This window comes from Stenotrophomonas sp. YJH_SMC_91 (assembly GCF_059368495.1).
This window is the reverse complement of the sequence record NZ_JCAFRT010000002.1, coordinates 37,971-53,390: the sequence shown is the minus strand read 5'-3', so window position 1 is coordinate 53,390 and position 15,420 is coordinate 37,971. Positions and strand designations below refer to the sequence as shown.

General features: G+C 67.1%; 18 protein-coding genes. 10 read left to right on the top strand and 8 right to left on the bottom strand.

The window, feature by feature from the left end; genetic code table 11:
- Positions 1–179: 179 nt before the first annotated feature.
- Genes AC5P5X_RS03880 through gspH form a run of 3 tightly spaced genes read right to left on the bottom strand, consistent with a single transcriptional unit; the run spans position 180 to position 1,596 of the window.
- Positions 180–794, bottom strand: a complete 615-nt coding sequence (locus AC5P5X_RS03880) for a prepilin-type N-terminal cleavage/methylation domain-containing protein (protein WP_111189805.1) — start codon at positions 792–794, stop codon at positions 180–182.
- Entirely contained in the window at positions 791–1,153 is a 363-nt protein-coding gene (gspI, locus tag AC5P5X_RS03875) for a type II secretion system minor pseudopilin GspI (protein ID WP_005409880.1), read from the bottom strand. The genes AC5P5X_RS03880 and gspI overlap by 4 nt, the downstream gene beginning before the upstream one ends.
- Entirely contained in the window at positions 1,150–1,596 is a 447-nt protein-coding gene (gene gspH, locus AC5P5X_RS03870) for a type II secretion system minor pseudopilin GspH (RefSeq protein ID WP_111189710.1), read from the bottom strand. The genes gspI and gspH overlap by 4 nt, the downstream gene beginning before the upstream one ends.
- Positions 1,597–1,711: 115 nt before the next feature.
- Between gspH and AC5P5X_RS03865 the strand changes: the two genes are divergently transcribed.
- Positions 1,712–2,161 carry a general secretion pathway protein gene (locus AC5P5X_RS03865; protein ID WP_043033593.1) on the top strand — a complete coding sequence of 150 codons (450 nt, stop codon included), beginning with the start codon at positions 1,712–1,714 and terminating at the stop codon, positions 2,159–2,161.
- A 130-nt stretch (positions 2,162–2,291) separates the two neighbouring features.
- On the opposite strand, the gene AC5P5X_RS03860 is transcribed toward AC5P5X_RS03865, so the two are convergent.
- Positions 2,292–2,627, bottom strand: a complete 336-nt coding sequence (locus AC5P5X_RS03860) for a hypothetical protein (protein ID WP_024956499.1) — start codon at positions 2,625–2,627, stop codon at positions 2,292–2,294.
- 201 nt (positions 2,628–2,828) lie between these two features.
- Between AC5P5X_RS03860 and AC5P5X_RS03855 the strand changes: the two genes are divergently transcribed.
- From AC5P5X_RS03855 to AC5P5X_RS03830, 6 genes are all read left to right on the top strand, one after another.
- Entirely contained in the window at positions 2,829–4,445 is a 1,617-nt protein-coding gene (locus AC5P5X_RS03855; RefSeq protein ID WP_111189711.1) for a ShlB/FhaC/HecB family hemolysin secretion/activation protein, read from the top strand.
- 38 nt (positions 4,446–4,483) lie between these two features.
- Positions 4,484–6,268, top strand: a complete 1,785-nt coding sequence (locus AC5P5X_RS03850) for a DUF2341 domain-containing protein (RefSeq protein WP_043033319.1) — start codon at positions 4,484–4,486, stop codon at positions 6,266–6,268.
- Between the two features lie 10 nt (positions 6,269–6,278).
- Complete coding sequence (locus AC5P5X_RS03845) at positions 6,279–6,692, top strand: ExbD/TolR family protein (protein WP_005409874.1); 414 nt, start codon at positions 6,279–6,281, stop codon at positions 6,690–6,692.
- Positions 6,693–6,731: 39 nt separating this feature from the next.
- On the top strand, positions 6,732–7,397 hold the full coding sequence (gene tolA, locus AC5P5X_RS03840) for a cell envelope integrity protein TolA (protein ID WP_005409873.1): 666 nt from the start codon (positions 6,732–6,734) through the stop codon (positions 7,395–7,397).
- 42 nt (positions 7,398–7,439) lie between these two features.
- On the top strand, positions 7,440–9,185 hold the full coding sequence (locus AC5P5X_RS03835) for a putative porin (protein ID WP_111189712.1): 1,746 nt from the start codon (positions 7,440–7,442) through the stop codon (positions 9,183–9,185).
- A 97-nt stretch (positions 9,186–9,282) separates the two neighbouring features.
- Positions 9,283–9,612, top strand: coding sequence for a hypothetical protein (locus AC5P5X_RS03830; protein WP_005409871.1), 330 nt, complete (start codon positions 9,283–9,285; stop codon positions 9,610–9,612).
- Positions 9,613–9,654: 42 nt separating this feature from the next.
- Here AC5P5X_RS03830 and AC5P5X_RS03825 read toward each other — a convergent pair whose 3' ends face one another.
- The 4 genes from AC5P5X_RS03825 to AC5P5X_RS03810 all read right to left on the bottom strand — a co-directional run bounded on the left by AC5P5X_RS03825 (position 9,655) and on the right by AC5P5X_RS03810 (position 12,452).
- Entirely contained in the window at positions 9,655–10,053 is a 399-nt protein-coding gene (locus AC5P5X_RS03825) for an OsmC family protein (RefSeq protein ID WP_005413631.1), read from the bottom strand.
- Positions 10,054–10,137: 84 nt separating this feature from the next.
- Complete coding sequence (locus AC5P5X_RS03820) at positions 10,138–10,779, bottom strand: hydrolase (protein ID WP_065183962.1); 642 nt, start codon at positions 10,777–10,779, stop codon at positions 10,138–10,140.
- Between the two features lie 53 nt (positions 10,780–10,832).
- A complete protein-coding gene (locus AC5P5X_RS03815) occupies positions 10,833–11,513 on the bottom strand; it encodes a hydrolase (RefSeq protein ID WP_005409868.1) in 681 nt (226 codons plus the stop codon).
- Positions 11,514–11,585: 72 nt separating this feature from the next.
- Positions 11,586–12,452: a pirin family protein gene (locus tag AC5P5X_RS03810; RefSeq protein ID WP_005409867.1), complete on the bottom strand. Its 867-nt coding sequence runs from the start codon at positions 12,450–12,452 to the stop codon at positions 11,586–11,588.
- A gap of 151 nt (positions 12,453–12,603) precedes the next feature.
- On the opposite strand from AC5P5X_RS03810, the gene AC5P5X_RS03805 reads away from it, so the two are divergent.
- From AC5P5X_RS03805 to AC5P5X_RS03795, 3 genes are all read left to right on the top strand, one after another.
- Positions 12,604–13,530 carry a LysR family transcriptional regulator gene (locus AC5P5X_RS03805; RefSeq protein WP_044570309.1) on the top strand — a complete coding sequence of 309 codons (927 nt, stop codon included), beginning with the start codon at positions 12,604–12,606 and terminating at the stop codon, positions 13,528–13,530.
- A gap of 185 nt (positions 13,531–13,715) precedes the next feature.
- Positions 13,716–14,219: an RNA polymerase sigma factor gene (locus AC5P5X_RS03800; protein ID WP_044570308.1), complete on the top strand. Its 504-nt coding sequence runs from the start codon at positions 13,716–13,718 to the stop codon at positions 14,217–14,219.
- Between the two features lie 82 nt (positions 14,220–14,301).
- Positions 14,302–15,258 (top strand): FecR family protein, encoded by a 957-nt coding sequence (locus tag AC5P5X_RS03795; RefSeq protein ID WP_111189713.1) that lies wholly within the window; start codon positions 14,302–14,304, stop codon positions 15,256–15,258.
- Positions 15,259–15,420: the final 162 nt, after the last annotated feature.

Here is a 15,420-nt window from a genome sequence, read left to right as displayed (position 1 = left end):
GTGCCGACCAACGGTCGGCACCCACAAGGGCAGGCCGGGCAGTAGAAGCCGCTCGGCAGTAGATCCACGCAATGCGTGGATGGCTGGGCCAGCTTCAGTGCCGACCAAGGTCGGCACCCACCAGAGCGGGCTTGGCAGTAGATCCACGCCATGCGTGGATGCTTTGCCTGGAAGAAATCCTAAAGCTCCAGCACGCGCCGGTAACTCAACGGCCCACGCCCATCGCGCAGGCCCAACCGCAGTTCCAGCCCGGTGGCCGGCAGCACCTCGCCTTTGCTCGGTAGCAGCGCCCACCCGGCGCCCGGCTGCCAGGCGCGTACCTCGAATCGCTGCACATCCTGCGCCACCGCGATCCCCTTTGACGGATCCGGTGCGGGCAAGGGGTAGCGATCCGTCGCAGCGCCACTGGCCCGCCACAGCGTGCTTCCCTGTCGCCACCAGCGAACACGTTGCCAACGCAACCCGTCGCTGCCCAAGCTGCGGGTGATCTCCAGCGCGAAGCTTCCATCCGGATGCCGTTCGCTCACCAGTGAAGGGGGTAGCAGGCGCTGAGGCTGATCCGCCGGGCGCACTGCGCCGTTCATCAGCGCGTCGTCGGCACGCATCTCGATGTCGCGCTGGAACTGCTGCAGCACGCGCAGCGCCGTCGTGGTCTCGGCATCGGCCCGGTGCAGGCGTTGGTCGCTGCTGGCCACGCTGTCGAGCGCCCGCCAGCAGATCAGCGCCAGTACGCCCATGATGGTGATCGCAATCATCACCTCGATGAGGGTGAAACCCCGCGCAGCGCGCGTCACGGCGCCGCCGTCCATGGCAACTGCATCCGCGCCAGCGATTGCCGCGGTGCATCTTCGGCCACCACGCTGAGTTCCAGTTGCGGCTGTCCGTCACTCCCTGTGCCGATATGCTGCAGCACCAGGAAACTGCTGCGCCCCTGCACGCAGCGCTGCCGTGCATCCTGCGGCGGCTGCCCGGCCAGGCGCAGCTCCTGCCAGCGGTCCTGTGCGCACATCAGTGCCAGACGACGATCCCGCAGGCGCGACTGATCGTCGGTCGCCACTGCCACCGAGCGCATCACCGCCGCCAGTGCAATCGATACGATCGCCAGCGCGATCAGCACTTCGATCAGGGTGAATCCGTGTGCCTTCTGCTTCACTGCACGACCTGCAACTGTCCGCTGCCATCATCACGAAGACGCAGCTGGCGGCCCTGCAACGACAGCCTCAGCTCCCACGCCACGCCGATCCACTCCGGGCTCAGTTCAATCGGCGTGGTCGGTTGCACCGCGATGCCCGCCGGTTGCCATTGCTGCGGACGCAGAAGGTCATCGCGCTGCACGTCAATCCAGCGGTTGCCCTCGCGGCGGCTGAAGCGGTAGCCGGCGGCGTCGGCCTGCCAGCGCAGGGGGCGGCCATCGATGCGCGCCTCGTCGCGCGCCACCTGCAGGCGCTGCGCCAGCCGTTCAGCTTCCTGCCGCAGCTGGCGCGCGGGGTCGAGCAGGCTGCCCAGGCCAAGGCCGATGCCCGCCGTGCAGATGCCGATGATCACCAGCACCACCATCAGTTCCAGCAGGGTGAAACCACGCGGCACGTGCTGCACCGACGTTGCCTCCTGTCCAGGTCGATGCCTGCCAGCGTAGGCCGGCATGATGAAACAAAAGCGTCAGCCACAGCTGCTAGCGTAGGCGGACACGAACGTGGCGATGGTGCGGAACATGGATGGCAGGCGCTGGGATCGCAATCGCATACTGACCCTGCTGGCGGCGACGCTGCTGCTGGCGGTGGTGGCCTATTGGGGCGTGACACTGTCTGCGGTGGCGCCGACGGCGGCGGCCAGCGAAACGCACGCAGAGGCCCCTGCACGCCCCCTGTTCGATGCAGTGGCCAGCCTGCCGCTGGTGCGGTTGCTGTCCCCCGGTGCGGTGCAGACCGAGGTGGTCGTGCTGGGCGTGATGGCCGGCGACCACGCGCCACTGGCGCTGCTTTCGGTGGATGGACGCCCAGCGGAAGCGTATGCGCCCGGCCAACGACTCGGACCCTGCACGGTGCTGGCCAGCATCAGTGCCAGCGCGGTCGAATTGAACCAGGCCGGGCAATCGCGCAGCCTGCCGGTGCCTGAGCTGCCGCCGGTGCCGAGCGATGGCATCGTGCTCGCGGCACCGTAGTGCCGAGCCTACGCTCGGCTGCGTCTGGAAGAACAGTCGAGCCTGGCTCGACTCTACAGAATCCTGCCGAGCGATAGCTCGACCCTTCAAATCCTGCCAAGCGTGGGCTCGGCCCTACGGCCGCGCAGGCTCATCGCGCCGGACGCTGCGGTACCACCGAACGACCAAAGGCATCGCCCATGCGCTGTCGCGTGCCTTCCAGGTTGTACTGCATCAGCTGGTTGCCCGGCTGCCGCATCAGCCGTTCGGCCTCCGGCAGTGCCGGTGACTTCGCCGCTTTCGATGCCGGCGCCAACTTGCGTTGCAGGCAGTCCCAGGCCGGAATGCGCTCGCCATTGACCTGTACTTCGATGCAGGGCGCGGCGTCTTCCTGCTTCTTCGCCTCGTCGGCGCGCACCGGGGCCAGCACCAGCAGCAACGCAAGGATGAGGGCAGCGCGCAGTTCCACCATCAGTGATTCACGCATCTCGAATCTTCCGCAGCAATCGACGTTCTGCAATGAAGACGTGTGGAGATGGCAGGGTCCGCCTGCGTGCGTTGCGGTGCCGTCAAAAGATGACAGTGCTGTCACAAAACTGTTGGCGGTTTTGACGCGACGTACACGTCCTGTTGGTAGACCCACGCGCCGCTCCATGGCCCTTTCCTTCGATACGACGCGATGCCTTCGATGACTCCTGTTCCGTGCCGAGCCGTCCGCCTCCCGCTGCGCCTGCATCCGCTGGTGCTGGCCCTGGCGGCGCTGCCGCTGCCGCTGTTCGCGCAGGAGGCGGCGCCCGCGCCCAGCGTGAACATCAATGAGTACATCGTGCGCGGCAACACCGTGCTCGATCCGCGCCAGATCGAACGCGCGGTCGAGCCCTTCCTCGGACCGGGAAAGACCCTGGCCGATGTCGAGAAGGCACGCGATGCGGTCAATGCGCTGTACCAGCAGGCGGGCTACCAGTCGGTCTACGTGGAGCTGCCCGAGCAGCAGGTCAGCGGCGGCGTGGTGCTGCTGAAGGTACAGCAGACACCGATTGGCCAGCTGCGGGTCGTGGGAACGAAGCACGAATCGCCCGAGCGCATCCGCGAACGCGTGCCGGCACTGGCGGAAGGCAAGGTGCCGGACTTCGACCAGGCGCAGAAGGAACTGACCGCACTGAATGAGGGCGGGCGTCGCCAGGTGATGCCGCTGGTGCGCGAAGGCCAGGTGCCGGGCACGATGGATGTGGACCTGCAGGTCGAAGAGAAGTCGCCGTGGCGTGCCAGCGCGTCACTCAACAACGACCACAGCGCCGACACCGAGAAGCTGCGCCTGAGTGCGTCGCTGGCCTACGACAACCTGTGGAAGCGGGGGCACAGCGCCAACATCGGCGTGTACCTGGCGCCGGAAGATACAAAGCAGGCCAAGGTGTTCTCGGCCTCGTACACGATGCCGTTCGAAGGCACGCCGTGGAGCCTGGAAGGTTCCGGCTACAAGTCCGACAGCCGCGTGCTGAACGCGGGCGGACAGGTCGGTACCGGCACCGGAACCAATGTGATCGGCAACGGCCATTCGATCGGTCTCAAACTCAACTATCGACTGGCCGGCAGCAGCCAGTGGTGGCGCCAGCTCAGCCTCGGCGTGGACTTCAAGGACACCGAGGAAGACACGCAGATGGGCAAGGAGAGCCTGAAGACGCCGCTGAAGTACGCGCCGATCACCCTGGGGTTTGTCGGTGTGCGCCAGGGCGAGCAGGATCAGTTGAGTATCAATACGCAGCTGGTGGCCGGTACCCGTCGGCTGTTCGGCTATGGCAGTGATGCCATCGGGTTCGGGCAGAAGCGCTACTGGGCAGACCCCAGTTTTGTCGCGTTCAAGGCGGAAGTCGCCAACACGCACACGTTCAGCAGCGACTGGCAGTGGTGTGCACGCGGCTCGTTGCAGGTGACCGATGCGCCGCTGGTGTCGGCAGAGCAGTTCGCCGCTGGTGGCATGTACACCGTGCGCGGCTATCTGTCGGCCGAGGCGATCGGCGATTACGGCGGCCTGGCCAGCCTGGAATGGCGCACGCCTGCGTGGTCGCTGTGGAGCGGCACCGACCTGCGTGTCTACAGCTTTGCCGACGCGGCCTACCTGCGCCTGCGCCAGCCGCTGCCCGAACAGCGCGACAAGTACAACCTGGCCTCGGTCGGTCTGGGCGCGCAGCTGCGCCTGGGTGAACACCTCCAACTGCGCCTGGACTACGCCTGGCCGTATGCCGATGGCCCGGTCTCGCGCAAGGACGACCCACGCCTGCATTTCAACATCAGCACCAGTTACTGACCCTTCCCTTGAACATGCGTTCTCCGGAGACCCTTCGCATGGACCGTTTGCTTTCCCGAGTGTTGTTGCTGCTGGCCGCGCTGGTTGCGCTGCCGGTCGCTGCGGCCGATGCCAATTGGTGGCAGGCCGAATGGAAGTACCGCAAGCCGATCACTGTCGACGCCGGCCCGCAGGGCGCGGGCCTGGCCGGTGATCCGGGTCGCACGCCGCTGCTGCTGCGCCTGCACACCGGCAACTTCGGCTTCGACGGCACCCAGGATGCGGGCAACGACCTGCGCTTTGTCTCGGGTGATGGCCGCACCGTGCTGGCCCACCAGATCGAACAGTTCGATCCCAAGCTGGGCCTGGCCCTGGTCTGGGTGGACGTGCCGGCGGTCAGCGCTGCGGCACCGCAGACGATCTGGATGTACTACGGCAATGAAAAGGCCCCCGCCAGCGGCAACGGCCAGCAGGTGTTCGATCCGGACTATACGCTGGTCTACCACTTCGCCGAGGCCAATGCGCCGGCACGCGACACCACCGCTTATGGCAACAATGCCGGTGCCGTGGTGCCGCCATCGGAAGGCTCGGTGATCGGCCGCGGCGTTCAGTTGGGTGCAGCCCCGCTGCCGCTGCCGGCCAGCGCATCGCTTGCGCAGGAGGCGGGCGCGCCGCTCACTGTTTCGGCCTGGATCAAGCCAGGCAGCAACAACGCTGCACAGGCGATCTACGCGCGTCGCGACGGTGCGTCCGAACTGGTGCTGGGTATCGAAAACCGGGTGCCGTTCGTGCAGCTCAATGGCCAGCGCAGCACGCTGGCGCAGCCGATTCCGGAAGGGCAGTGGGCGCATGTCGCGCTGACCGCAGAGAAGGGTGCACTGCAGTTGTACCTCAATGGCCGCGTGGTCGCCCAGCTGAGCGGCGAGCTGCCGGCGCTGACCACCGCGCCGGTGGTGGGCGCCGATGCGCCGGGCGCGGTGCAGCCGCTGGCCAGCTTCGAAGGCGCGCTGGATGAGCTGCGTATTTCGCGCGTGGCACGACCGGCCGCGCTGCTGCTGGCCGATGCCACTGCGCAGGGCGCCGACTCGCGCCTGATCAGCTACGGCGCCGACGAACAGTCCGCCGGGCAGAGCCACTTCGCCTTCATCCTCAAGGCGATGCCGTTCGACGCCTGGGTGGTGGTCGCCATCCTCGGCCTGATGATGCTGCTGTCGTGGGCGATCATGATCGCCAAGGGGCGGCACTTCGGCCGTACCAGCAAGGCCAATGCAGTGTTCACCGAGAGCTTCGGCAAGCTGTCGGGTGTGCCGCTGCGCACCCTGTCCGACATGGACCGCCAGGGCAAGGCACCCACCGCGATGCACGACGGTTCGCTGTGGCGCATCTACCAGGTGGCCATCGATGAAATGCAGCAGCGCCACCAGCGGGACGGCAATAGTGGCTATCTCAGTGGCGCCACCATCGCCGCGATCCGCGCCTCGATGGATGCGGTGATGGTGCGCGAGCAGGAAGCGATGGCACGGCGCATGAACTGGCTGTCGACCACCATCGAAGGCGCGCCGTACGTGGGCCTGTTCGGTACCGTGATCGGCATCATGCTGGTGTTCGTGGTGGCGGCAATGGCTGGCGCGGTGGACATCAATTCGGTGGCGCCCGGCATGGCGGCGGCGCTGCTGTGTACCGCTGCCGGCCTCGGCGTCGCGATCCCGGCGCTGTTCGGCTACAACTACCTGGGCGCGCGTGCCGAAGCGATCGGTGCGGACATGGCAGTGTTCATCGACGAGTTCGCCGCGCGCCTGGCCGAAGAGCAGGACGGGCGCGGCCCGGCCGCGGTCCAGGGCTGAGGGGCGCACCATGGGCCAGAAGGCGAAGTTCGGCATCAAGAAGCGCGAGAAGGGTATCAACGTGACGCCCTTCGTCGACGTGCTGCTGGTGGTGCTGGTGATCTTCATCCTGACCAGCAACGCCTCCATCCCCGGCATCGAGGTCAACCTGCCGAAGGCCAGCAACAGCGTCGCGCTGGAGAAGCCGAAGACCAAGGCGATCACCATCGACCCCAGTGGACAGGTGTTCCTGGATGCCTACCCGGTGACGATGGCCGAACTGGAAGACCGGCTGCGCACCGAGCGCGCGACCACGCCGGATTTCCCGGTGATCGTGCGCGGTGATGCGCAGGTGCAGTACGCCCGCGTGGTCGAGGTGCTGGACCTGCTGCGGCGGCTGGAGCTGGCCCAGGTCGGCCTGGTCACCGGCAAGGCGCAGGGCTGAGGCATGACGGCCCATCAACCCCCTCGGCCGGAGCCCGGCATGCGCGGCCGCCAGTTGCTGGTGACCGTCGCGCTGGTGCTGGCCGCGTTGCTGGTGCTCGGCATCGCCGTGTGGTGGATGCTGTTCAGGGACACTGCCAGTACCCGTCGGCCGGTGGTGCAGCCGCCGATGCTGGCGCTGCCGCCGCCCCCTCCGCCGCCGCCGCCACCACCGGAAAAGCCGCCGGAACCCGAAACGCCGCCGGAAGAGACCATTCCCGAGCCGGAGCCGCTGGATCAGCCGACGCCGGCCGAAGAGCCGACCCCGACTCCGGACAATGCCGACCCGGTAACGATGAATGCCGATGCGCAGGCCGGTGGTGACAACTTCGGTATCCAGTCCGGCAGTGGCGGCGGTTCGTCCGGCGTTGGCCGTGGTGGCGCCGGCAACGCTACCTACGGCCGCTACCTGGGCTACCTGATGCAGCAGGCGATCTCGCGCGATGACAAGGTCAAGCGCCTGGCGTTCCAGCTGCAGGTGAATGTGTGGCTGGCCAACGATGGCCGCCTGGAAAAGGTCGAGCTGGTGCGCGGCAGTGGCAACGAGGAGGCCGACGCGGCCGTGCTCGATGCGCTGCGACGCATCGGCAAGGTCGACCAGGCACCGCCGCCGTCGCTCGATTTCCCCGCCCGCGTGCTGATCCAGGGCCGCCGGCCCGGGGCCTGATTCCCGACCTCCGTGATTTCCCTTCTTTCGATGAGAACCATGATGAACGACCACGTCCGCGCACGAACCGACTCCCGCCGCCCGCGGCCGGCCCGACGGGCGCTGCTGTGCTGCGCCGTGCTGCTCAGCCTGGCCGCCCCGGCCGGTGCGATGGCCGCCGAAACCACCATGGTCAAGCTGATCAAGGGCCTGATCGCCAGCGGTGCGCTGAAGCCCGAAGACGGCCAGGCATTGCTGGTGCAGGCGGAGGCTGAAGCAGCGGCCGCACAGCGCACTGCAGCCACGGGCAGCACCGCGGCGAGCGGTGGCGTGGCCCTGGAGGCTGGCGACGTGCGCGTGCCCTACGTCCCGCAGAGCGTGCGCGACGGCATTCGTGACGAAGTGCGCCAGGATGTGATGGCGCAGGCCAGGTCGGAAGGCTGGGCGGCACCGAACGAAGTGGCCGAATGGACCAAGCGCATCAAGGTCACTGGTGACATGCGCGTGCGCAGCGAGTCGCGCTTCTTCTCCGAACGCAACAGCGACATCGTGAGCAACTGGTCGTCGATCAATTCCGGCAACGGCTTCGACACCAATACCAACACCAACCTGCAGCTGCCGCCGCTGCTGAACACCCGCCAGGACCGCCGTAACCTGTGGCGCATCCGTGCCCGCCTGGGCATCGAGGCAACCATTGGCCAGCACACCACGGCCGGCGTGCGCCTGGCCAGCGGGAGCAGCAATGGCCCGGTGTCGACCACCGAGCAGCTGGGTGGCGGCCTGAGCAAGAAGGACGTGTGGCTGGACCAGGCCTGGCTGGCCTACAGCCCGGCGGACTGGGTGACGGTGCGCGGTGGCCGCTTCGGCAATCCGTTCTGGACCAGCGACACGCTGTTCTCCAACGACCTCAACTTCGATGGACTGGCCGCCAACCTGAAGTACGACTTCAACGGCGGGGATCTCGATCTGTTCGGCAACCTCGCGGTGGTGCCGCTGGAGTACACCTCCGACAGCTCGCCCAGCCAGAGCCGGGTCAAGACCCCGAATGAGAACAAGTGGCTGTCCGGTGCGCAGGTAGGTGTGAACTGGCGCTTCAATGACGAGAATACGTTGCGCGCTGCATTGGGCTACTACGACTTCAAGAACATCAGCGGCCGCCTGTCCTCACCGTGCGCCCTGTACGCGGGTGCGGTGGGCTGTGACACCGACTGGTCGCGCCCGGCGTTCATGCAGAAGGGCAACACCCTGATGCTGATCCGCGACATCGCGCGCAATCCGCTGGACCCGGCCAACACGCCGACCCCGCAGTATGTCGGCCTGGCCTCGGCCTTCCGCCTGGCTACCTTGAACCTGCGTTGGGACACGCAGCTGGCACAGGGCGTCGGTCTGCGCCTGGACGGCGATTACATCCGCAACCTGGCCTACGACAAGCAGGCCATGTTCAGCCGCGCCCAGAACGGCATCGTCAACAACTACGGCGCCGGCGGTACCGCCAGCATCGACACCTTCCGCAGCGGCGACACCGCCTGGATGGTGCAGGCCACCTTCGGAGCCGCCGAGCTGAAGGAGAAGGGTCAGTGGCAGGCGCTGCTGGGCTACAAGCACATCGAGGCCGATGCGCTGCCGGACGCCTACAACGATCCGAACTTCCACCTGGGCGGTACCAACGCCCGCGGCTACTACGTGGGCGGTGCCTACGCGCTGGACGCGCGCAGCTGGATCAGCGGCAAGTGGATGGCGGCCAAGGAAGTGTCCGGTGCGCCGCTGTCGATCGACGTGTTCCAGCTGGAGTTCAACACCGGCTTCTGAGTGGCGGCGTGATGCGGATCACGTAGTGCGTGGCGGGGGCGCAGCGATGCGCCCGTCTAAGGAAAGGAGACCACGCGTTGTTCAAAAGGAGGAGTGGATGAGCCGTCGCAAGCTGTTCGAGAGTCCCGAACCGTCCAGCCAGATGCTGGGTGTTGGGCCGGCCTATGTTTCCGTCGAGGGCCTGCGCCAGCACCTGGCCGAGTTCCTGCTGTATGCAGGCCGGCCGGTGGTGATCATGCGCGGGCGCAGCGAGGTGGGCTATTTCCTGCCGGCGCGCTGCTGGCGCCAGCGTGACGATGATCCGCTGGCCGCCGCTGCCGCCGACCAGCTGCTGGATGCGGCCGGTTTCCAGGCCGAAGACATCCAGCAGGTGGAGCAGGAATTCAACGCGATGCGCCAGCGCACCGTGCTGCATTCACGGCGCTGAGCTTTCGCCTCTACAGTAGATCCACGCCATGCGTGGATGGGGTTACGCTGCAGCCCCACGCTCACTGGTGATGCGCGCACCCTCGCGCATCACCAGGGTCACCGGGGTCTTTTCCACCACCTCCAGCAACCGCTGCCACTGCGCATCGCTCAGCTCGGCGCTGGCATGCAGCACGCGGTGCACATGGAAGCGACCATCCGCGTCACGTTCCGAACGCAGCTCGGCATGGAACTCGCCCAGTTCCCAGCCCTTGCGCTGCGCGTACATGCGCAGGGTGATGGCGGTGCACGCCGCCAGCGAGGCCAGGTACAGGTCGAACGGTGCGAAGCCCTTGCCCTGGCCGCCCAGTGAGGCGGGCTCGTCCGCATCCACAGCGAATGTGCCATTGCTGATGTGGTGCAGGTAGTTGTCGGCGGTTGAAACAATGCGTGCGTAGGCCATCACGTTCTCCATCTGTCTGTGGCGTCGAGCCATGCTCGACTGCTCCAAAAGGCGGCGCTAGCCGGGACCGGCGCCGCCACCCAATCACTCGGTACGATCGTACGAGAACTGGATGCCTGCCGTACCACCGGTTTCAATGAAGAGGTTCATGAAGGCCGGCACCGTTTCCGAACGGGCCCAGTCGCGCTGCAGCTCGCAGAACAGCTGCGGCACGCTGATCAGCTGGCCACCACCCTGTTCGATGCGGCGCAGCGCCGCATCGTGCGCGACCAGCGAGGTGCCGCCGACGGCGTCGACCACCACATACACCTCATAGCCTTCCTTCAACGCATCCAGGGCCGGGAAAGTCAGGCACGCCTCGGTCCACAGCGCGGTCATGATCAGCTTGCGGCGGCCGGTGGCTTCCACCGCCTTGCGGAACTCGACGTCCTCCCAGGAGTTGATGGTGGTGCGGTCGTAGGTGGGGTAGTCACCCAGTACCTTGCGCAGCTGCGGAATCGGCGGCTTGTTCAGGCCGGTCTTGACGTTCACCGTCGAATGCACGATCGGCAAACCATAGGCGACGGCGGCTTTCGCGGTGCCGACGATGTTGTTGACCAGCAGCTGGCGGTCCATCGAGGCGATGGAGTTCACCTGCACCGGCTGGTAGTCGATGATGATGAAGGCGGAATTCTGCGGGGTCAGCAGATGATCGCTGACCGGGTCGCGGATCGGTTCACTGGACATGGTGGGTCTCCTGTTCAGGGGGGGAGCCGGCGACTGGCCGGCACGAAGGCCACTCAGCTGCGCTGCGAATCCAGCTGTTCGTGGTTCTTCTGCACGTCCTGCGCCTTCAGGTAGCTTTCGATCAGCAGCTGGTAGTTCGGGAAGATCTTCGTGTAGACCTCGGCCCACTGCTGGGCATCGTCGCGGTTCCAGGTGCGCTGGATCTCCGAGGCCACCGCGGCGGTGTCCATCGGCACCACGCCTGCCTGCACCACGCGGGCCAGGGTGATCTCCTCGGCCATCTTCGAGTAGGTGCCGGACGCGTCGATGACTGCGAACACCTGGTAGCCATCGGCAACGGCGGCGATCGACGGGAAGGCCATGCACACGCTGGTGATGGTGCCGGCAATGATCAGCTGCTTGCGGCCGGTGGCCTTCACCGCGGCAACGAATTCCGGGTTGTCCCAGGCGTTGATCTCACCCTTGCGTGCCACGTACTGGGCATGCGGGGCCGCGTCGTGGATCTCCGGGATCAGCGGGCCGTTCGGGCCCTGCGGAACAGAGGCGGTGGTGATCACTGGCATCTTTGCCAGCGTGGCCATCTTCGCCAGCGCGGTGGCGTGGGCGCGCACGCTGGTGAACGGCATGTCACCGATGGTCTGGAACAGGCCGCTCTGATGGTCGATCAGCAGCATCGCGGCGTTGTCCGGATCGATCACCGGGCGGGCACCGTTGAAGTTGGCGGGGGTACTCATGGTCAGTCTCCTGGAGAAGGTGGGCGATGGCCCGGAAGGTGCGGCGGGCCAATGCCCGCCGCATTGAAACGATCAGTGCGCGATCTGGCCGAAGCGGCCGCTGTTGAAGTCGTTGACCGCCTGCGCGATCTCGGCTTGGCTGTTCATCACGAACGGGCCATAGCCCACCACCGGCTCGTCGATCGGTTCACCGCTGAGCAGCAGCACGGTGGCGTCGCTGTCGGCGTCGACGAACACGTCCTCGCCGCTGCGGTCGAAGGTGACCAGCTGTGCCTCGCCGACCGGCTGGCCGCCGTTGATCCGCACCGTGCCCTTCAGCACCACCAGCGCCAGCGTGCGGCCATCGGCCACCGGCAGTTCGGCGTGGTGGCCCTGCCGCAGGCGGATGTCCCAGACATCCATCGGCGTGTGGGTGCGGGCCGGGCCGGCATGACCGTCGAAGCGACCGGCGATGACACGCACCCGGCCGGCGCCTTCAGGCAGTTCAACCGAGGGGATCTGTGCGTCGAGCAGGGTCTGGTAGCCCGGTGCACCCATCTTGTCCTGCGCCGGCAGGTTCACCCACAGCTGGACCATGTCCAGCGTGCCGCCGCGCTTGCTGAACTCCGGTGTGTGGAACTCCTCGTGGAGGATGCCGGAGGCCGCGGTCATCCACTGCACGTCACCCGGGCCGATGGTGCCGCCGGCGCCGGTTGAATCGCGGTGGGCGACCTCGCCCTCATAGACGATGGTGACGGTCTCGAAACCGCGATGCGGATGCTGGCCGACCCCGCGCGGGGTATCGCTGGGGGCGAAGGTATAAGGGCCGGCGTAGTCCAGCAGCAGGAACGGGCTCAGGTGCTGGCCGTGGGTGTTGTAGGAAAACATCGAGCGGGCGGGGAATCCGTCGCCCACCCAGTGCGGGCGCGGGGCGCTGTAGGTACCGGTGACACGCTTCATGGCGATCTCCTGGCCGGGGCTGCCGGCCGCTGTTCTTCGTTGCAGGAGACGATATCGCCGCGACAATTGGGCCGGTAGACGCTAATATTTGCCGTCATAGTCCTATCTGGTGAACAATGGGTGCGCGCCTTGCGCCACAGGAGATCGCCCCGTGTTCATCGCTGATATCCGCCGTTGCGACCTCAACGACCTGTTCTACTTCGCCATGGTGGTCGAGCACGGCGGCTTCTCGCAGGCCGGCCGGGCGCTGGCCATGCCGAAGTCGAAACTGAGCCGGCGCATCGCGCTGCTGGAGGAACGGTTGGGCGTGCGCCTGATCCAGCGCTCGACCCGGCGTTTCTCGGTCACCGAGGTTGGCCAGGACTACTACCGCCACTGCAAGGCGATGCTGGTCGAAGCCGAAGCGGCCGAAGAAGCGATTGCGATGTCGCGCGCCGAGCCGCGCGGCACGATCCGTCTGGCGTGCCCGATCGCGATCCTGCATGCGCGCATCGGCACGATGCTGGCCGACTTCCTGGCCCAGCACCCGCAGGTGACGGTGCAGCTGGACGCCACCAACCGGCGCGTCGACGTGGTGGGCGAGGGTGTGGACGTGGCGATCCGCGTGCGGCCGCCGCCACTGGAGGACAGCGACCTGGTGGTACGCGTGCTGGCGCGTCGGGTCTGGTGTACCAGTGCCAGTCCGGCGCTGCTGCAGCGGCTGGGCACGCCGCAGGTGCCGGCCGACCTGGCGATGATGCCGACCGTCGATCTGGCATCGCCCAGCCAGCAGCATGTATGGGAATACACCGGGCCGGGCGACGTGCTGGCCAGCGTGCATCATCGCCCGCGGCTGGTCAGCGATGACATGATCGCGTTGCGCACCGCTGCGGTGGCCGGGGTGGGGTTGCTGATGCTGCCGCGGATGATGATCAGTGACGAACTGGCCAGTGGCGCGCTGGTGCCGGTGCTGCCGGAGTGGGTGCCCAAGCACGGCATCGTGCACGCGGTGTTCCCGTCGCGACGCGGCCTGTTGCCGGCGGTGCGTGCACTGATCGATTACCTCGCCGAACGCTTCGAGGCGCTGGAGGAACCCTAGCTCTTCCATCCACGCATGGCGTGGATCTACTGGATCCGCCACCGCCTGGTAGATCCACGCCATGCGTGGATGATCCTGGTGCCGCGCGACGGGCCTTCGCTTGCCGCCTGCGGCCGTGCAGCCCACAATCCACGTCCGGACCGTCGCCATCACGCCCATCATTCCCCGGTCCGGCCTTGGCACCTATGTCTCCCAATGCCCTGGCGCTGGTCGAGCTGCTGATCCGCGAGCGCCGTGCGTTGTCTCGCTTCATCGCGCGCTATCTCGACCCGGCCAGTACCGAGGACACCCTGCAGAACCTGTACCTGAAGGCCAGCAGCGTGCCCGGCGATCCGCCCATCCTGGAGCCGCGCGGCTATCTGTACCGGATGGCCTACCATCACGCGCTCAACCGCAGCCAGTCCGACGCCCGCGAGCGGCGTGCCATGGCCGAGTACGCCCTCGACATGGCCGAGGCGGGCCACGACGGCGAGGCGCAGGCGCTGGACCAGGCACAACTGCGCGAGATCACCCGGACCATCCTCGCGCTGCCGGCGCAGGTGCGTGAGTGCTTCGTGCTCAACCGCTACCTGGGCCTGAGCGAGCGCGAAATCGCCGCCCGGCTGGGTATCTCCAAGAGCCTGGTCGGCAAGCACGTGCTGCGCGCGGCGCTGTTGATCCAGCAGCACCAGCAGGGACTGCATCGATGAGCGGCGATTGCCGTGGGCAGATCGCGCCCGCCGTTGTCACAACAGGAAGGCGCACCCGTTCGTGGTGCGGCAGGCCACAACCATGACCACGTCCGAACCCTCGCCGCGTCAGGCCAGGCAGGCGTTGCGCTGGGTGATCCAGTGCAGTGCAGGCCCGCTGCCGGAACGCCAGCAACGAGCCCTGCAGCGCTGGCTGCAGGCCGATCCGCGCCATGCGCTGGCCTGGCGCCAGCAGCAGGCCTTCTGGCAAGGGTTGGATGCCGCCGGGCCCGACGTGCTGGCCGCGCTGCCCGGGCTGACCGCAGATCGGCAGGGGTTGCGCCCGATCGCACCGCGCCGCCGCCTGCCCTGGCTGCTGGCCAGTGCCGCGGGGGTGGTGCTGATGGTTGCCGCTGCGCCACACGCGCTGCTGCTGGCACGCAGTGACCTGCGCAGCAGCGATGCACCGCGCGTGGTGCAATTGGAGGACGGCAGCACCGCCGTGCTCGATGCGGGCACCGCACTGGCGGTTGCGTTCGATGGCCAGCAGCGGCACCTGCGCCTGCTGCGCGGCCAAGCCTGGTTCCAGGTGGCCCATGAGGCGCGACCGTTCCAGGTCGAGGCGGCGGGCGGCCTGGTCCGTGACATCGGTACCGCCTTCAGTGTGTCGATGCTGGATACCACGGTCACCACCGAGGTCAGCGAGGGTGTGATCGACGTGCGTCCGGGCGATGGCAGCGTACAGCGCCTGCATGCGGGGCAGTCACGCGTGTTCCGTGACGGTCGCTGGCTGCAGCCAATGCAGCTGGAAGATGCCGAGACCATGGCGCCGTGGCGGCGTGGCGAGGTAGTGATCGACGATCAGCCCGCCGCGCAGGCCATCGCCGATCTGGCGCGCTACCGCCGTGCTCCGGTCTGGGTACTGGGCGGGCAGAGCGCAAGCGTACGGGTCAGTGGCCTGTTCCACCTGCAGCAACCGGAGACGGCCATCGATGCGGTGGCCGCGCAGGCAGGACTGCGCGTGCAGCGCTTGCCCGGCGGCGCGCTGGTGCTGTGGTGAGGTGCCTGCGGCGCAGCGCACGGCCCGCTAGATGAAAAAAACATGAAAGAACCGTGGGCAACTGCAGTGCCCCGCTGTCTATAGAGGTATAGCCAGAGCGAAACACCGTTTCTCCTCAAGCCAGACATGCCGCCGGCACCGGATGTGCCCGTGGTTCCGCCA

Bases quoted from the DNA above. Each gene is read 5' to 3' on its own strand.
- AC5P5X_RS03850 (WP_043033319.1), top strand. From the start codon at position 4,484: ATGGACCGTTTGCTTTCCCGAGTGTTGTTGCTGCTGGCCGCGCTGGTT.
- AC5P5X_RS03855 (WP_111189711.1), top strand. From the start codon at position 2,829: ATGACTCCTGTTCCGTGCCGAGCCGTCCGCCTCCCGCTGCGCCTGCAT.
- tolA (WP_005409873.1), top strand. From the start codon at position 6,732: ATGCGCGGCCGCCAGTTGCTGGTGACCGTCGCGCTGGTGCTGGCCGCG.
- AC5P5X_RS03835 (WP_111189712.1), top strand. From the start codon at position 7,440: ATGAACGACCACGTCCGCGCACGAACCGACTCCCGCCGCCCGCGGCCG.
- AC5P5X_RS03825 (WP_005413631.1), bottom strand. From the start codon at position 10,053: ATGGCCTACGCACGCATTGTTTCAACCGCCGACAACTACCTGCACCAC.
- AC5P5X_RS03830 (WP_005409871.1), top strand. From the start codon at position 9,283: ATGAGCCGTCGCAAGCTGTTCGAGAGTCCCGAACCGTCCAGCCAGATG.
- AC5P5X_RS03865 (WP_043033593.1), top strand. From the start codon at position 1,712: ATGGATGGCAGGCGCTGGGATCGCAATCGCATACTGACCCTGCTGGCG.
- AC5P5X_RS03845 (WP_005409874.1), top strand. From the start codon at position 6,279: ATGGGCCAGAAGGCGAAGTTCGGCATCAAGAAGCGCGAGAAGGGTATC.
- AC5P5X_RS03860 (WP_024956499.1), bottom strand. From the start codon at position 2,627: ATGCGTGAATCACTGATGGTGGAACTGCGCGCTGCCCTCATCCTTGCG.
- AC5P5X_RS03820 (WP_065183962.1), bottom strand. From the start codon at position 10,779: ATGTCCAGTGAACCGATCCGCGACCCGGTCAGCGATCATCTGCTGACC.
- AC5P5X_RS03810 (WP_005409867.1), bottom strand. From the start codon at position 12,452: ATGAAGCGTGTCACCGGTACCTACAGCGCCCCGCGCCCGCACTGGGTG.
- AC5P5X_RS03800 (WP_044570308.1), top strand. From the start codon at position 13,716: ATGTCTCCCAATGCCCTGGCGCTGGTCGAGCTGCTGATCCGCGAGCGC.
- AC5P5X_RS03795 (WP_111189713.1), top strand. From the start codon at position 14,302: ATGACCACGTCCGAACCCTCGCCGCGTCAGGCCAGGCAGGCGTTGCGC.
- AC5P5X_RS03815 (WP_005409868.1), bottom strand. From the start codon at position 11,513: ATGAGTACCCCCGCCAACTTCAACGGTGCCCGCCCGGTGATCGATCCG.